This is a genomic window from Rhizobium sp. J15, assembly GCF_002531825.1.
In the GTDB taxonomy this organism is placed as follows: Bacteria; Pseudomonadota; Alphaproteobacteria; order Rhizobiales; family Rhizobiaceae; genus Rhizobium.
In genome coordinates, this window is sequence record NZ_NWSX01000003.1 from 71,474 (window position 1) to 88,163 (window position 16,690).

Here is a 16,690-nt window from a genome sequence, read left to right on the forward strand (position 1 = left end):
CCGGTTGGCAGAAGAAATGAGGGGAACGTGTCGCCATTGAATGTGCCGGATTCCGGTGCGTTGTTATCGGTCCAGAAGCTGACCAAGTTCTTCGGCGGCTTTGCCGCCTGCAATCAAATCGATCTCGATATCGCGCCGGGCGAAATTCACGCGCTTCTCGGCGAAAACGGCGCAGGCAAATCGACGCTGGTGAAGATGCTGTTCGGCGTCCTGGAGGCCACGGACGGGCAAATTCTCTGGCAGGGCCGGCCGGTCTCGATCACCTCGCCCGGCGAGGCCCGCAAGCTCGGCATCGGGATGGTCTTTCAGCATTTCTCCCTGTTTGAGGCGCTGACGGTCGCCGAAAACATCGCGCTGTCGCTTGATGACTCCATCCCGATCGACAGGATCGCCGAAGAGGCGAGGGCGCTGTCGGTTGCTTACGGCCTGCCGCTCGATCCGCATGCCCATGTCGCCGATCTCTCGGTCGGCGAGCGCCAGCGCATCGAGATCGTGCGCGCCCTTCTGCAGAACCCGAAGCTCATCATCCTTGACGAGCCGACCTCGGTGCTGACGCCGCAGGAGGCCGACAAGCTGTTCGAAACCCTCTTCAAGCTGCGGGCGGAGGGGCGTTCGGTTCTTTATATCAGCCATCGCCTGGAAGAGGTGCAGCGCATCTGTGACCGGGCGACCGTGCTGCGCCACGGCCGCGTGACCGGCGCCTGTGATCCGAAGCAGGAGACGCCCGCCTCGCTCGCCCGCATGATGGTCGGCAGCGAGGTGGCCGCCGTTACGCATCCGGAGCGCAGCGACAAGGGCGAGGTGCAGCTTGCCGTCGCCAACCTTTCCGTCGCCGCTCGCACGCCTTTCGCCATGCCGCTGCGCGATGTCTCCATGGCCGTACGCTCAGGCGAAATTCTCGCCATTGCCGGCGTGGCCGGCAACGGGCAGAGCGAACTCTTCGATGCTCTCTCCGGCGAATATCCGGTCGCGTCGGCCGAGGCGATTGTCATCCGCAGGAAGCCGGTCGGCAATCAGGGAATTACCGCCCGCCGTCTTCTCGGCGCCGGTTTCGTGCCGGAGGAGCGCCACGGCCATGCCGCCGTCTCGGCCATGAAACTGTCTGACAATCTCGTACTTGCCCGCAGCCAGTCTGATCGCAAGGCGTTTCTCGGCCTGCTCGGCATTATCCGCCACGGTGCGGTGAAATCTGCCGCCAGGCGCATTTCGGAAGCGATGGATGTCCGCAAGAGCGGCGATGATCCGGCGGCCGGCTCGCTCTCCGGCGGCAATCTGCAGAAATTCATCGTCGGCCGCGAGCTCGACCGCCAGCCGGCGGTGCTGGTCGTCAACCAGCCGACCTGGGGCGTGGATGCCGGAGCGGCAAGCCGCATCCGCCAGGCTCTGGTCGATCTCGCCAGAAGCGGCTCGGCCGTCGTCGTCATCAGCCAGGATCTCGACGAGATCTTCGAAGTTGCGACCGATATCGCCGTCATCTCCGAAGGCCGCCTTTCCAGGCCGTTCCCTGCGGGCGAACTGACGCGCGAAAAAATCGGCCTGCTGATGGGCGGCCTGCATGAGAGCAGTTCTGCCTCGGAGGCAGCCCATGCGCATTGAACTTGAAAAACGCCCCGACGTCTCGAAGCTCTTCGGCTTCGTCTCGCCGCTGCTGGCCCTTGTCCTGACGCTCGCCTTCGGCGCCATCATGTTCGCCTTGCTCGGCAAGGATCCGGTCGAGGCGCTGAGCGCCTTCTTCATCGAGCCGCTGCTCGAGGTCTGGTCGCTGCACGAGCTGGCGATCAAGGCGGCACCGCTGATCCTGATCGCCGTCGGCCTCGCCGTCTGCTATCGCTCGAACAACTGGAATATCGGCGCCGAAGGCCAGTTCACCATCGGCGCCATCACCGGCTCCTATCTGCCGATCGTCTTCTACGACTGGCATTCGCCGCTGGTGCTGCCGCTGATGCTGATCATGGGTGCTGTCGGCGGCGCGCTGTTTGCCGCCATTCCGGCGCTCTTGAAGGCGCATTTCAACACCAACGAGATCCTGACGTCGCTGATGCTGGTCTATATTGCCCAGCTCTTCCTCGATTGGCTGGTTCGCGGCGCCTGGCGCGATCCGAAAGGGTTCAACTTCCCGGTCTCGCGCGATTTCGCGCCTGAAGCGGTGCTGCCGGCGATCTGGGAGGAATCGGGCCGCGCTCATTGGGCCTTCATCTTCGCCATCGTCGCGGCGATCGGCGTCTGGTTCATGCTGCGTTATACGCTGAAGGGCTTCGAGATCGTCGTGCTCGGCCAGTCGGAGCGGGCGGGGCGCTTCGCCGGCTTCTCCTCGAAGAAGATGATTTGGTTCAGCTTCCTTTTCTCGGGCGCTCTTGCCGGGCTTGCCGGAATAGCCGAAGTCTCCGGCTCGATCGGCCATCTGCAGCCGGCGATTTCGCCCGGCTACGGTTTCACCGCCATTATCGTCGCCTTCCTCGGCCGTCTCAATCCGCTCGGGATCATCGCATCGGGACTGGTGCTGGCGCTGACCTATCTCGGCGGCGAGGCCGCACAGCTTTCGATCGGCATTTCCGATAAGGTCACCCGCGTTTTCCAGGGGCTGCTGCTGTTTTTCGTGCTCTCCTGCGATACGCTGATCTATTACAAAATCCGCATTGTCTGGTCGCGGGTCAGGGGCGGCGCGGCATGAGCATCTTCGAAGCCATTCTCCTGACTGTCATCACAGCCTCGACGCCGCTCGTCATCGCAGCCCTCGGCGAACTCGTGACGGAGCGCTCCGGCGTTCTGAACCTCGGTGTCGAAGGCATGATGATCATGGGCGCCGTCGGCGCCTTTGCCGCAGCCCAGCTGAGCGGATCGGCCTATGTCGGCATTGTCGGCGGCATCGTCAGCGGCGCGCTGTTTTCGCTGCTATTTGCCTTCCTGACGCTGACGCTCGTCACCAATCAGGTGGCGACAGGCCTTGCCCTGACGATCCTGGGTCTGGGCGCGTCCGGCATGCTCGGCGAATCCTTCGTCGGCGCGCCCGGCATCCGGCTTCTGCCGATCGAAATCCCGGTGCTCTCGGCCATTCCCTATGTCGGAACGGTTCTCTTCAAGCAGGATCTGATCTTCTACCTGTCGATCCTGCTCGTTATCGCTGTCAACTGGTTCCTCTTCAGGAGCCGTACCGGCCTCAAGATACGCGCCATCGGCGACAACCACGCCTCTGCGCATGCGCTCGGCATCAACGTCATCCGTACGCGCTATCTCGCCGTGATGTTCGGCGGTGCGTGCGCAGGCCTTGCAGGGGCACAGCTGTCGCTGATCTACACGCCGCAATGGACCGAGAATATGTCGGCCGGGCGGGGCTGGATCGCGCTGGCGCTTGTCGTCTTTTCCTCCTGGCGGCCTTGGCGTCTCCTGGCCGGCGGTTACCTCTTCGGGGCGGTGACGATACTGCAACTGCACGCGCAGGCCTTCGGCATCGGCATTCCGTCGCAGTTCCTGTCGATGCTGCCCTATGCGGCGACAGTTGTGGTCCTCATCATCATCTCGCATAATCGGCGCACGACGTTGATCAATACGCCGGCCTCGCTTGGCAAGGCCTTCGTGCCTGACCGGTGAGCAACAACAAAAAAGACGGGTTTCGAACTTCCAACCAACAGGGATCAATATGAAAAAACTTGCACTTGCTCTCGCAGCGACAGCTGCCCTCTTCCTGAGCATCGGCTCGGCTGCCGAGGCTGCCGACAAGACCAAGGTCTGCTTCGTCTATGTCGGCACCCGCACCGATGGCGGCTGGACGCAGGCCCATGAAAACGGCCGCCTCCAGGTCGAGAAGGAATTCGGCGACAAGGTCGAAACGCCTTACCTCGAAAGTGTTCCGGAAGGTCCGGATGCCGAGCGCGCGATCGAGCGCATGGCTCGTTCCGGCTGCTCGCTGATCTTCACCACATCTTTCGGCTACATGGACGCGACTGTCGCCGTCGCCAAGAAGTTCCCGAAAGTGAAGTTCGAGCATGCGACGGGATTCAAGGCAGCGGACAATGTCGCGACCTACAATTCGCGCTTCTATGAAGGCCGCTACATCAGCGGCATCATCGCCGGCAAGCTGTCGAAAAACGGCACGGCGGGCTATATCGCCTCCTTCCCGATCCCCGAAGTGGTGATGGGCATCAACGCCTTTGAAACGGGCGCCAAGTCGGTCAACCCGAACTTCAAGATGAAGGTCATCTGGGTCAATACCTGGTTCGACCCGGGCAAGGAAGCCGATGCCGCCAAGGCGCTGCTCGACCAGGGCGTCGATATTCTCACCCAGCACACGGACACGACCGCTCCGATGCAGGTTGCCGAGCAACGCGGCATCAAGGCCTTCGGCCAGGCGTCCGACATGATCAAGGCTGGTCCGAACGTACAGCTCACCGCGATCATCGACACCTGGGGCAATTACTACGTCAAGCGCGTGAAGGCGCTTCTCGACGGCACCTGGAAGTCGGAACAGAGCTGGGATGGACTGAAGGACGGCATTCTGACGATGGCGCCCTACACGAACATGCCCGATGACGTGAAGAAACTTGCCGAGGAAACCGAAGCCAAGATCAAGTCGGGCGAGTTGCACCCCTTCACCGGTCCGATCAACAAGCAGGACGGCACGCCCTGGCTGAAGGCCGGCGAGAAGGCCGATGACGGCACGCTTCTCGGCATGAACTTCTACGTCGAAGGCGTCGACGACAAGCTGCCGGCACAATAAGCTGCAATCAATTCGCAGTTGCGAAGGGCGCTCCTCTGGGGGCGCCCTTTTTTGCTGCGGTGCATGCAAAGATTCTGATTTACAAAAGTAATACTATATGATTTTTTGACCCTGCGCCGCGAGATGCGGCATTGGGAGGAAATCATGAAATTGAAGACTGCACTTTTGAGTGCCACGATTCTGGCTGCCTGCATGTTCGGTTCGGCTTCGGCCGCCGGCCTCACCGTCGGCTTCTCGCAGATCGGCTCGGAATCGGGCTGGCGCGCGGCTGAAACGACCGTGACGAAGCAGCAGGCTGAAAAGCGCGGCATCGATCTGAAGTTTGCCGATGCGCAGCAGAAGCAGGAAAATCAGATCAAGGCGCTGCGTTCCTTCATCGCTCAGGGCGTCGATGCCATCCTCGTCGCTCCCGTTGTCGAAACCGGCTGGGACGACGTTCTGAAGGAAGCCAAGGAAGCCAATATTCCAGTCATTCTTCTCGACCGTACCATCAAGGCCCCCGACGATCTCTACCTGACGGCGGTCACCTCCGATCTGGTCCACGAAGGCAAGGTCGCCGGCGACTGGCTGGTGAAGAATGTCGGCGACAAGAAGTGCAACGTCGTCGAACTGCAGGGCACGACCGGTTCCTCGCCGGCCATCGCCCGCAAGAAGGGCTTCGAGGAAGCTCTCGCCGGCCACGATAACCTCAAGATCGTTCGCAGCCAGACCGGCGACTTCACCCGCACCAAGGGCAAGGAAGTCATGGAAAGCTTCCTGAAGGCCGAGAATGGCGGCAAGGATATCTGCGCTCTCTACGCCCATAACGACGACATGGCCGTCGGCGCCATCCAGGCGATCAAGGAAGCCGGCCTGAAGCCCGGCAAGGACATCCTCGTCGTCTCCATCGACGCCGTGCCCGATATCTTCAAGGCCATGTCGGAAGGCGAAGCCAATGCGACTGTCGAACTGACGCCGAACATGGCGGGTCCGGCTTTCGATGCGCTCGAAGCCTATCTCAAGGACAAGAAGGCTCCGGCGAAGTGGATCCAGACGGAATCCAAGCTCTACACGCCTGCCGACGAGCCGATGAAGATCTACGAAGAGAAGAAGAGCCAGGGCTACTGAGTTGAACCTGGAACCGCACCGGCCCATCATGGACCGGTGCGGAACTGCCGATGTCGGGCCGGGCGTCATATCCGGCCCTGGCACAGGCGCAAGGCGCAATATCAGGAAACAGCAACCCTCATGGTTCACAATTTCGAGAATATTCTCGCGGCCTCCGGAATATCGAAATTTTTTCCCGGCGCGGTGGCGCTGGATAAGGTCGATTTCACGCTTCGCAGGGGAGAGGTGCACGCGCTTCTCGGCGAGAATGGCGCCGGCAAGTCGACGCTGATCAAATGCATCACTGGCGCCTACCATCGTGATGAAGGCAGCCTGATGCTGGACGGCCAGGAGATCAATCCGGCCAATACGCTCGCCGCCCAGAAGCTCGGCATTGGCACCGTCTACCAGGAGGTCAATCTCCTCTCCAATCTGAGCGTTGCCGAAAATCTCTTTCTCGGGCGCCAGCCAAGGCGTTTCGGCATGACCGACGTGCGCGCGATGAACCGCAAGGCGCGCGAGCTGCTCGCCGGCTACGGCATCGATATCGACGTCACCGCCGAGCTCAGCCGTTTCTCCGTTGCGGTCCAGCAGGTTGTCGCCATCGCCCGCGCCGTCGATCTCTCCGGCAAGGTGCTGATCCTCGACGAGCCGACGGCTAGCCTCGACAATCAGGAAGTGGCGCTGCTTTTCCGCATCATCGAGGATTTGAAGAAGCGCGGCCTGGGCATTGTCTTCATCACCCATTTTCTCGAGCAGGTTTACGCGATCAGCGATCGCATCACCGTGCTGCGCAACGGCAAGCTTGTCGGCACCCGCGATGCCGCCGATCTGCCGCGCCAGAGCCTGATTGCCATGATGCTCGGCCGTGAACTGGCGCAGACCGAAGAGACGGTCAGGAAACATAGCCTGGCGGCCGGCGACATCAGATATCGTTTCGCTGGCTACGGCAAACGCGGCAAGGTCAAACCCTTCGATCTTGATGTGCGCGCAGGCGAGGTGGTCGGCATTGCCGGACTGCTCGGCTCCGGCCGCACCGAAACCGCCGAATTGCTCTTTGGCATCGAACATGCCGACAGCGGCAGCGCCACGATCGATGGCCAGCCGGCGACGCTTTCCAGCCCGCGGGCCGCGATCGAAAAGGGCTTCGGCTTCTGCCCCGAGGATCGCAAGACCGACGGCATCGTCGGCGACCTGTCGATCCGGGAAAACATCGCGCTTGCGCTGCAGGCGCGCCGCGGCTGGACGCGGCCGCTCTCGCGCGCCGAACAGAATGCGCTGGCCGATCGCTACATCAAGGCGCTCGATATCCGCACCACCGACCGCGAAAAGCCGATCCGGCTGCTCTCCGGCGGCAATCAGCAGAAGGCGATCCTCGCCCGCTGGCTGGCGACCAATCCGAAGTTTCTCATCCTCGACGAGCCGACCCGCGGTATCGATGTCGGCGCCCATGCCGAGATCATCCGGCTCATCGAACAGCTCTGCGCCGAAGGCATGTCATTGATCGTAATTTCATCGGAACTTGAAGAGCTTGTCGCCTATAGTTCACGTGTCATCGTGCTTCGCGACAGGCAGCATATCGCCGAACTCACCGGCGAGCGCATCACGGCCGCCGGTATCGTCGATGCCATTGCCGCCGCCGAACACAAGACGGAGGACGCATGAAATCCTCCCGGAACGCGCTGGCCTATCGCCTGGCGCCGCAATTGATCGCGCTCGTTGTCATTCTTCTGTTGAATTTCATAACGTCGCCGCAGTTTTTTAATGTTGTTGTTCAAAACGGGCGCCTCTATGGCAGCCTGATTGACGTGCTGAACCGCGGCGCGCCGGTGGCGCTGTTGGCGATCGGCATGACGCTGGTGATCGCCACCAAGGGCATCGACCTCTCCGTCGGCGCAGTCATCGCCATTTGCGGCGCCGTCGCCGCCTCGTCGATTGTGTCAGGAAATTCAGTCACCTACACCGTTATCCTAACGCTTGCGATCGGGCTTGCCTGCGGCGTCTGGAACGGTTTCCTGGTGGCCGTGCTCAATATCCAGCCGATCATCGCCACGCTGGTGCTGATGGTCGCCGGCCGCGGCATCGCCCAGCTCATCACCGAAGGCGCCATCCTGACCTTCAACGATGACGGCCTGGTCTTCTTCGGCAGCGGCTCCATGGCCCTCCTGCCGATGCCAGTCGTCATCTGGCTGCTCGTCGGCCTGCTCGTCATTTTGCTCGTTCGCCGCACGGCGCTCGGCATGCTGATCGAGGCAGTCGGCATCAACCGCCGCGCCAGCACCCTTTCGGGCATTCAGACGCCGGTGCTGCTGATGGCCGTCTACATGCTGAGCGGGCTTTGCGCCTCGATCGCGGGCATCATCGTCGCGGCCGACATCAAGGGCGCCGATGCCAACAATGCCGGCCTCTGGCTGGAACTCGACGCCATTCTGGCGGTGGTGGTCGGCGGCAACTCGCTGCTTGGCGGGCGGTTCAGCATTCTTGGATCGCTGATCGGCGCGATGATCATCCAGGCGGTGAATACCGGCATCCTGTCCTCCGGCTTCCCGCCGGAATTCAACCTGATCATCAAGGCCGTCATCATCATCGTGATCCTCTTCATCCAGTCGCCGGCGGTGCAGTCGCTCGCCATCTTCGCCAGCCGCCGGCAGGGCGGAAGGGAGCAGCCGAAATGAACTCCAAATACCTGCCGCTGCTTGCGACGATCGTCATCTTCGTGCTCGCCTATGCCGGCTGCACGCTGCAATATCCGAACATGCTGTCGACGCGCGTGATCGGCAATCTCCTGACCGACAACGCCTTCCTCGGGATCGCCGCGGTCGGCATGACCTTCGTCATCATTTCCGGCGGCATCGATCTGTCGATCGGCTCGATCATCGCCTTCACCGGCGTGTTCCTCGCGGTCATCCTGCAGAAGACCGCGATCCATCCGCTGCTGGCCTTCGCGCTCGTCCTCGTGATCACCACGGCCTTCGGCGCCGTCATGGGGGCCATCATCCATTATCTCGAAATGCCGGCCTTTATCGTCACGCTTGCCGGCATGTTCCTGGCGCGCGGTATTGCCTTCGTGCTCTCCATCGACAGCATTCCGATCGATCACGAATATTATTCCACGCTGACGAGCCTCTATTACCGTCTGCCCGGCGGCGGCCGGCTGACGCTGATCGGTGCCATCATGCTTCTGGTTTTCGCGGCCGGCATCTTCATTGCCCACCGCACCCGCTTCGGAACCAATGTCTATGCGCTCGGCGGCGGCGTACAGACGGCCCGGCTGATGGGCGTGCCGGTCGGCCGCACGACGATCCAGATCTATGCGCTGTCGGGCTTTCTGGCGGGCCTATCCGGAATCGTTTTTTCGCTGTACACCTCTGCCGGATACTCTCTTGCGGCAGTTGGCGTCGAACTCGATGCTATCGCGGCGGTCGTCATTGGGGGGACGCTGCTGACGGGAGGAGCGGGATTTGTGGCGGGAACCTTGATCGGTATCCTGATCCAGGGGCTTATTCAGACCTACATCACCTTTGACGGTACGCTGTCGAGCTGGTGGACCAAGATTCTGATCGGCCTTCTGCTGTTTGCATTCATCCTGATGCAGAAAGCCATCCTGTTCCTTTCCAGTCTGAACAAGAGGTATGCCTAGGGGAGGCGGGTCGCTTGCGCAACAAATTGATCGAGACAAGCAAGACAGGGCGCCGAACCCGCACGAGCCACGCGCAGGTGGTCGACGAGCTCGGCAAGGCGATCGTCGCCGGCACCTATCCTGTCGGCTCGATCCTGCCGGGCGATACCGAGCTTGCGCAGCGCTTCAAGGTGTCGCGCACGGTGCTGCGCGAGACGATGAAAACGCTCGCCGCCAAGGGCATGGTCGTTGCCAAGGCGCGTGTCGGCACCCGGGTGACCGAGAAGAACCTCTGGAACATGTTCGACAGCGAGATCATCGCCTGGCACTTCGACAATGGCGTGACGGAAGAATTTCTGCTGCAGCTCTACGATATCCGCCTTGCCTTTGAGCCCTTCGCGGCCGGCCTCGTCGCCGAACGGGCGAATGCCGAGGATATCGAGATGCTGCGCAGCTTGGCGCTCGAGATGGCGGCAAGCGGCCATACCGCCGACAGCATGGCGCTCGCGGATCTGCGCTTTCATCTGGCGATCGCCGAAGCCTCGCACAACCCTTTCATGCGGACCCTCGGCAGCCTCATCGAGGCGGCCCTCGTCGGCATGTTCCGCATGAGCACGCCGCCGTCGGAGAACGGTTTCGCCAATATTGCCGACACGCACATGCGCATCGTCGATGCGATCGTTTCCGGCAACAGCGCTGCCGCGCGGCGTGCGATGGAAGATGTGATCGTGGACGGCCGCGATCATGTGCGCGAGGCCTTCGCGGCCCGCGGGTCCGAAGCCGTTACAGGTCCGATCTCGGCTGCAATTTCACCTTTGTGAAGGCTTTGCGTACTTACGGCGCCGCGCATCTTTGAGACGCGCAAGGGACGCTGTCGCTGCCGCATAATTTATCCGCAAATCGATTCCGATTTAAGAAATTATGCAGTATGAGGCAGGAAAGCCGCCTCATGGCGCGGATTCGCGGAGCAAATCATGGAACGCACTTGTCTTGCCGTCATTCTCGCCGCCGGTGACAGCACGCGGATGAAATCCTCGAAATCGAAGGTGCTGCATCCGGTCGCCGGACGGCCGATGATCGCCCATGTGGTCGAGGCAGTTGCCTCCGCCGGCATCTCGTCCGTCGCACTCGTCGTCGGCCGTGATGCCGAGGACGTCGCGAAGGCAGCGAGCATAGGCGGCGTCGGCATCGAATCCTATCTGCAGAAGGAACGCCTCGGCACCGGCCATGCGGTGCTGGCGGCGCGTGAAGCAATCGCCAAGGGCTATGACGATATCCTGGTCACCTATGGCGACGTGCCGCTCCAGACCGACGGACCGTTGAAAGCCGCCCGCCAGGGTCTTGCCGAAGGCAGCGACGTCGTCGTCATCGGCTTCCACACCGACCGGCCGACCGGCTATGGCCGCCTGCTCGTCAAGGACGGCGAACTCATCGCCATCCGCGAGGAGAAGGACGCGACCGATGCCGAGCGCACCGTGACCTGGTGCAACAGCGGCCTGATGGCGATCAACGGCCGCAAGGCGCTCGATCTTCTCTCGCGTATCGGCAATGCCAACGCCAAGGGCGAATTCTATCTGACCGACCTCGTCGAGATCGCCCGTTCGCTGGGCGGCCGCGTCACCGCCGTCGATGCGCCGGAAATCGAGATGACCGGCTGCAACAACCGCGCCGAGCTCGCCGTCATCGAGCGCTTCTGGCAGGAGCGCCGCCGCCGCGAGATGATGCTGGCGGGCGTCACCATGATCGCGCCGGAAACCGTCTTTCTCTCCTACGACACCGTCATCGGCCAGGATGCGCTGATCGAGCCGAATGTCGTCTTCGGTCCAGGCGCGGTGATCGACAGCGGCGCCGTCATCCATGCCTTCTCACATATCGAAGGCGCCCATGTCAGTGAGGGCGCGACCGTTGGTCCCTTCGCGCGGCTGCGGCCGGGCGCGGACCTCGCCAATGGCTCCAAGGTCGGCAATTTCTGCGAGGTCAAGAACGGCCGGATCGGCGAGGGCGCCAAGGTCAACCACCTGACCTATATCGGCGATGCCGTCGTCGGCGCCGGCAGCAATATCGGTGCCGGCACGATCACCTGCAATTATGACGGCGTCAACAAGAGCGAGACGGTGATCGGCGAGAACGCCTTCATCGGCTCCAACTCGTCGCTGGTGGCGCCGGTGACGATTGGCGACGGCGCCTATGTCGGCTCCGGCAGCGTCATCACCGCCGATGTGCCGGCCGACGCGCTGGCCCTCGGCCGCGCCCGGCAGGAGATCAAGCCCGGCCGCGCAACGCTGCTGCGCGAGCGTGCGCTCGCCATCAAGGCCGCGAAGAAGGCGAAAGTCTGAGGGACGCTTTGCGTAACCGGCGGAAATTGAAAGTGACCGCCGAGGCCATTGAGAAATAAGCAGAAATCAGTAGGACTGGCCTCGCTATCGAAGCCTTGTGGGGATGTTATATGTGCGGAATTGTGGGGATCGTCGGAACTCAGCCTGTTGCCGGGCGCCTGGTCGATGCGCTGAAGCGTCTCGAATATCGCGGCTATGATTCCGCCGGTGTCGCCACCATCCACGAGGGCGTGATGGATCGCCGCCGCGCCGAGGGCAAGCTCTTCAACCTGGAAAAGCGCCTCGACGCCGAACCGCTGCCCGGCACCGTCGGTATTGCCCATACGCGCTGGGCGACCCATGGCGTTCCGAACGAGACCAACGCCCATCCGCATTTCGTCGAAGGTGTTGCCGTCGTCCATAACGGCATCATCGAGAATTTCTCCGAGCTTCGCGACGAACTGACGGAGGAGGGCGCGGTCTTCGAAACCCAGACCGACACCGAGGTTGTCGCCCAGCTGATGGCGAAATATCTGCGCGAGGGCCTCGAGCCACGCGCCGCCATGCTGAAGATGCTGAACCGGGTGACCGGCGCCTATGCGCTGGCCGTCATGCTCAAGGCCGATCCCGGCACGATCATGGCCGCCCGCTCCGGCCCGCCACTTGCCGTCGGCTACGGCCGCGGCGAGATGTTCCTGGGTTCGGATGCGATCGCGCTCTCGCCCTTCACCAATGAGATCACCTATCTCGTCGACGGCGACTGCACCGTCATCACCCGCGACGGCGTCTCGGTGCTCGATTTCACCGGCAAGCCGGTCAAGCGCGCTCGCCAGATCTCGCAGGCGACCGCCTATGTCGTCGACAAGGGCAATCACCGCCACTTCATGGAAAAGGAAATCTACGAGCAGCCGGAGGTGATCTCCCATGCGCTCAGCCATTATGTCGATTTCGCCGAGAACACGATCGGCGCCAATGCCGCGGCGATCGACTTCAAGGCGGCGAGCGGCCTGGCGATCTCGGCCTGCGGCACCGCCTATCTCGCCGGCCTCGTCGGCAAATACTGGTTCGAGCGTTATGCCCGCCTGCCGGTCGAGATCGACGTCGCCTCCGAATTCCGCTACCGCGAAATGCCGCTTTCGCCCTCGCAGGCAGCGCTCTTCATCTCGCAGTCCGGCGAGACCGCCGACACGCTGGCATCGCTGCGCTATTGCCGCGACAACGGCCTGAAGATCGGCGCGGTCGTCAATGTCCGCGAATCGACGATCGCCCGCGAATCCGATGCCGTCTTCCCGATCATGGCGGGTCCGGAAATCGGCGTCGCCTCGACCAAGGCCTTCACCTGCCAGCTTGCCGTGCTGGCCTCGCTCGCCATCGGCGCCGGCAAGGCGCGCGGCACGGTCAGCACTGAGGAGGAGAGGGCGCTGGTGCGCCATCTCGCCGAGATGCCGCGCATCATGAGCCGGGTGCTGAACCTCATCCAGCCGCAGATGGAAAGCCTGTCGCGCGAATTGTCGAAGTGCAAGGACGTGCTTTATCTCGGCCGCGGCACCAGTTTCCCGCTCGCCATGGAAGGCGCGCTGAAGCTCAAGGAAATTTCCTATATCCACGCCGAAGGCTATGCTGCCGGCGAGCTGAAGCACGGGCCGATCGCGCTGATCGACGAGAACATGCCTGTTATCGTCATCGCCCCCTACGACCGCTTCTTCGAAAAGACCGTCTCCAACATGCAGGAGGTCGCAGCCCGCGGCGGCCGCATCATCTTCATCACCGACGAGGCGGGGGCGGCGGCCTCCAAATTGCCGACCATGGCGACGATTACCCTGCCTGTCGTCGACGAAATCATCGCGCCGATGATCTTCTCGCTGCCGATCCAGCTGCTCGCCTATCACACCGCCGTCTTCATGGGCACCGATGTCGATCAGCCCCGCAATCTGGCGAAATCCGTGACCGTGGAATAAGCTTTGAGGACCGGACCTTCGCGTCGAAACATATTGTGCGACGCCCCGAATTCTGGCAATTTTGGTGTGCGGACAAGGGGGAAGGGCCGGCGTTCCGACCCGTCCAGGACTGAGATGGAGTTCATCGGGAGATGATGGCCGACAACGCCCCCAGAATGCCGGTCGCGACCCGGCTGAGGAACAATTTTCTCGCAGGCCTGATCATCTGCGCGCCGATCGCGATTACCATCTGGCTGACCTGGACCTTCATCCACTGGTCGGATAGCTGGGTCCGACCCTATATTCCGGCGCGCTGGAATCCGGAAAGCTATCTCAATTTCGCCATTCCCGGTTTCGGCCTGCTGATCGCTGTCGTGCTGATCACCGTCGTCGGCTTCCTCGGCAAGAACCTCATTGGCCAGAGCATCGTCCGCTTCGGCGAATCGATCGTCCAGCGCATGCCTCTGGTGCGAACGATCTACAGAAGCGTGAAGCAGATTTTCGAAACCGTGCTGAAGGAGCAGTCGAATTCCTTCAAGAAGGTCGGCCTCATCGAATATCCCGGTCCCGGCCTCTGGGCGCTGGTTTTCGTCGCCACCGACGCCAAGGGCGAGATAGCCTCGAAATTCAACGCCATGGGCCAGGATATGGTCGCCGTCTTCCTGCCGCCGACGCCCGTACCGACGGCAGGCTTCCTGATCTTCGTGCCACGCGAGAAGATTGTCATGCTCGATATGAGCCCGGAAGATGCCGCCAAGTTCCTGATATCGGGCGGCCTCGTCGCCCCCGAGCACAAGCCGTCCGAGACGAAGCAGAAGCATCTGCCGCGGCCGAAGCCGGTGGCGGTCTCGAAGGCAGATTGATGCATGTCGCCCAAACCTGTTTAGCGGTTTTGGCGCGCTTTATCCCGCTCTCAAGAACCGGATCGCCTCGTCGCGGCGGAAGAGATAGAGCAGGGTGCGGATCGCCTGTCCTCTTTCGCTCGTCAACTCCGGATCGCGCTCGATGAGATAGGCCGCATCCTTGCGGGCGATTTCCAGCAGGTCGGCATGCGCCTCGAGGCTGGCGATGCGGAAGCCCGGCGTGCCGGATTGGCGGGTGCCGAGCAACTCGCCTTCGCCGCGCAGCTTCAGGTCTTCCTCGGCGATGCGGAAACCGTCCTCAGTCTCGCGCATGATCGAAAGCCTGGCATGGCCGGTCTCGCCGAGCGGTCCCTTGTAGAGCAGGATGCAGGTCGAGGCCTCGTCGCCGCGCCCGACCCGGCCGCGCAGCTGGTGCAACTGCGCCAGGCCGAAACGTTCGGCATGTTCGATCACCATGATCGAAGCATCCGGCACATCGACGCCGACTTCGACGACGGTGGTGGCGACGAGAAGCCGGGTCTCGCCGTTCTTGAAGGCCATCATCGCCGCATCCTTCTCCGGTCCGCTCATGCGGCCGTGGATGAGGCCGATGTCGGGGCCGAGGGCGGCAACCAGTGTCGCATGCCGCTCCTCGGCCGACATCAGGTCGAGCTCTTCGGATTCTTCGACCAGCGGGCAGATCCAGTAGGCCTTCTTGCCTTCGGCGATCGCGCTCTGCAGCCGCCCGACGATCTCGCCGGTCCGCTCCATCGGTACGGTGATCGTCTGGATCGGTTTGCGGCCGGCCGGTTTCTCGGTGAGCTTGGAAACGTCCATGTCGCCGAAGGCGGCAAGCACCAGGGTGCGCGGGATCGGCGTTGCCGTCATGACGAGCATGTGCGGCGAGATCCCCTTGGCCGTCAGCCTGAGCCGCTGGTGCACGCCGAAACGGTGCTGCTCGTCGACGACGGCGAGCATCAGATTGGCGTAAGAAACGGTGTCCTGGAACAGCGCATGCGTGCCGATGATGATCTGCGCGGCACCCGAGGCGATGCGCTCCAGGATCTCCTCCCGTTCCCGTCCCTTGGTGCGCCCGGTCAGCACCTCGATGCCGAGCCCGGCGGAGGCGGCGAATTTCGAAATCGTCGCGTGGTGCTGGCGCGCCAGGATTTCGGTCGGCGCCATCAGCACGGCCTGCCCGCCGCTCTCGATCACCGCCGCCATCGACATCAGCGCCACCAGCGTCTTGCCGGAGCCGACATCGCCCTGCAGCAGCCGCAGCATGCGCTCGGTACCCGCCATGTCCTTCAGAATGTCGGCGATCGCCTCGTTCTGGCTTGATGTGGGCGAGAAGGGCAGCGTTTTCAGGATTCTGCCGCTGACCGCACCCGTCGCATGCACCGGCTGGCCCGCCACTTTGCGCAGCCTCTGGCGCACCAGGCTCAGCGAAAGCTGGCCGGCGAGGAATTCGTCATAGGCGAGCCGCCGCCGGGCAGGGGCCTGCGGATCGATATCGGAGGGGTCGCGCGGCTCGTGCAGCATATGGAAGCTGTCGCGGATCGGCGGCAGCCCCTGCTTCTGCGCCAGCGCCGGATCGATCCATTCCGGCAGCTCGGGAAAGCGCGGCAGGGCGGCGTCGATGATCTTGCGCAATGTCTTCGGCGAAAGCCCCGCCGTCAGCGGATAGATCGGCTCGACCAGCGGCAGGTTCTCCGCTTCCTCCGCTTTGACGATATAGTCGGGATGCACCATCGAGGCGCGGCCGTTGAACCAGTCGACCTTGCCGCTGACGGTCACGTCCGCGTCGATGGGCAGCTGCTTTTCTAGCCAAGCTGCCTGTCCGCGGAAGAAGACCAGCGTCAGTTCGCCGGTCTCGTCATGCAGGAAGACGCGGTAGGGAACATTGCTCTTGCCGCGCGGCGCTGGCTGGTGCCGGTCTACGCGTGCCGTGATCGTCACGATCGCCCCCTGCGGCGCACGGGCGATTCCCGGCTGGTTGCGCCGGTCGATCAGTGAAAAGGGCGCGTGGAAGAGGAGATCGATGGTCCGGCAATCCTCCGGCGTCTCGCGCCCGAGCAGCTTGACCAGCAGTTCGGCGATCTTCGGGCCAACGCCCGGAAGGCCCGAAACGGGAGAAAACAGAGGATCGAGAATGGCGGGGCGCATGCGGCCAAAAT

General features: G+C 62.7%; 13 protein-coding genes. 12 read left to right on the top strand and 1 reads right to left on the bottom strand.

From position 1 onward, the window contains the following. Positions 1–27: 27 nt before the first annotated feature. The 12 genes from CO670_RS03975 (at position 28) to CO670_RS04030 (ending at position 14,534) form a co-directional block, all read left to right on the top strand. Entirely contained in the window at positions 28–1,596 is a 1,569-nt protein-coding gene (locus CO670_RS03975; RefSeq protein ID WP_097589065.1) for an ABC transporter ATP-binding protein, read from the top strand. Then, positions 1,586–2,671 carry an ABC transporter permease gene (locus tag CO670_RS03980; RefSeq protein ID WP_097589066.1) on the top strand — a complete coding sequence of 362 codons (1,086 nt, stop codon included), beginning with the start codon at positions 1,586–1,588 and terminating at the stop codon, positions 2,669–2,671. Before CO670_RS03975 ends, CO670_RS03980 begins: the two co-directional genes overlap by 11 nt. Then, positions 2,668–3,588, top strand: coding sequence for an ABC transporter permease (locus CO670_RS03985; protein ID WP_097589067.1), 921 nt, complete (start codon positions 2,668–2,670; stop codon positions 3,586–3,588). The genes CO670_RS03980 and CO670_RS03985 overlap by 4 nt, the downstream gene beginning before the upstream one ends. A 49-nt stretch (positions 3,589–3,637) precedes the next feature. Then, complete coding sequence (locus tag CO670_RS03990) at positions 3,638–4,714, top strand: BMP family ABC transporter substrate-binding protein (protein ID WP_097589068.1); 1,077 nt, start codon at positions 3,638–3,640, stop codon at positions 4,712–4,714. A 144-nt stretch (positions 4,715–4,858) separates the two neighbouring features. Next, positions 4,859–5,821 (top strand): galactofuranose ABC transporter, galactofuranose-binding protein YtfQ, encoded by a 963-nt coding sequence (ytfQ, locus tag CO670_RS03995; RefSeq protein ID WP_097589069.1) that lies wholly within the window; start codon positions 4,859–4,861, stop codon positions 5,819–5,821. A gap of 120 nt (positions 5,822–5,941) precedes the next feature. Further along, positions 5,942–7,465, top strand: a complete 1,524-nt coding sequence (ytfR, locus tag CO670_RS04000) for a galactofuranose ABC transporter, ATP-binding protein YtfR (protein WP_097589070.1) — start codon at positions 5,942–5,944, stop codon at positions 7,463–7,465. Beyond that, the gene (locus CO670_RS04005; protein ID WP_097589071.1) at positions 7,462–8,475 is read left to right on the top strand and encodes an ABC transporter permease; all 1,014 of its coding nucleotides are present in this window, start codon (positions 7,462–7,464) and stop codon (positions 8,473–8,475) included. Before ytfR ends, CO670_RS04005 begins: the two co-directional genes overlap by 4 nt. Further along, positions 8,472–9,440 (top strand): galactofuranose ABC transporter, permease protein YjfF, encoded by a 969-nt coding sequence (gene yjfF / locus CO670_RS04010; RefSeq protein WP_097589072.1) that lies wholly within the window; start codon positions 8,472–8,474, stop codon positions 9,438–9,440. Before CO670_RS04005 ends, yjfF begins: the two co-directional genes overlap by 4 nt. Before the next feature lie 14 nt (positions 9,441–9,454). Continuing rightward, positions 9,455–10,240, top strand: a complete 786-nt coding sequence (locus CO670_RS04015; protein ID WP_097589073.1) for a FadR/GntR family transcriptional regulator — start codon at positions 9,455–9,457, stop codon at positions 10,238–10,240. A 153-nt stretch (positions 10,241–10,393) separates the two neighbouring features. Then, complete coding sequence (glmU, locus tag CO670_RS04020; RefSeq protein ID WP_097589074.1) at positions 10,394–11,755, top strand: bifunctional UDP-N-acetylglucosamine diphosphorylase/glucosamine-1-phosphate N-acetyltransferase GlmU; 1,362 nt, start codon at positions 10,394–10,396, stop codon at positions 11,753–11,755. Positions 11,756–11,865: 110 nt separating this feature from the next. Further along, the gene (gene glmS / locus CO670_RS04025; RefSeq protein ID WP_097589075.1) at positions 11,866–13,692 is read left to right on the top strand and encodes a glutamine--fructose-6-phosphate transaminase (isomerizing); all 1,827 of its coding nucleotides are present in this window, start codon (positions 11,866–11,868) and stop codon (positions 13,690–13,692) included. 134 nt (positions 13,693–13,826) lie between these two features. Next, positions 13,827–14,534 carry a DUF502 domain-containing protein gene (locus CO670_RS04030; protein ID WP_097589076.1) on the top strand — a complete coding sequence of 236 codons (708 nt, stop codon included), beginning with the start codon at positions 13,827–13,829 and terminating at the stop codon, positions 14,532–14,534. Between the two features lie 39 nt (positions 14,535–14,573). Here the strand turns inward: CO670_RS04030 and recG are convergent, their stop codons facing one another. Next, the gene (gene recG, locus CO670_RS04035) at positions 14,574–16,679 is read right to left on the bottom strand and encodes an ATP-dependent DNA helicase RecG (RefSeq protein WP_097589077.1); all 2,106 of its coding nucleotides are present in this window, start codon (positions 16,677–16,679) and stop codon (positions 14,574–14,576) included. Positions 16,680–16,690: the final 11 nt, after the last annotated feature.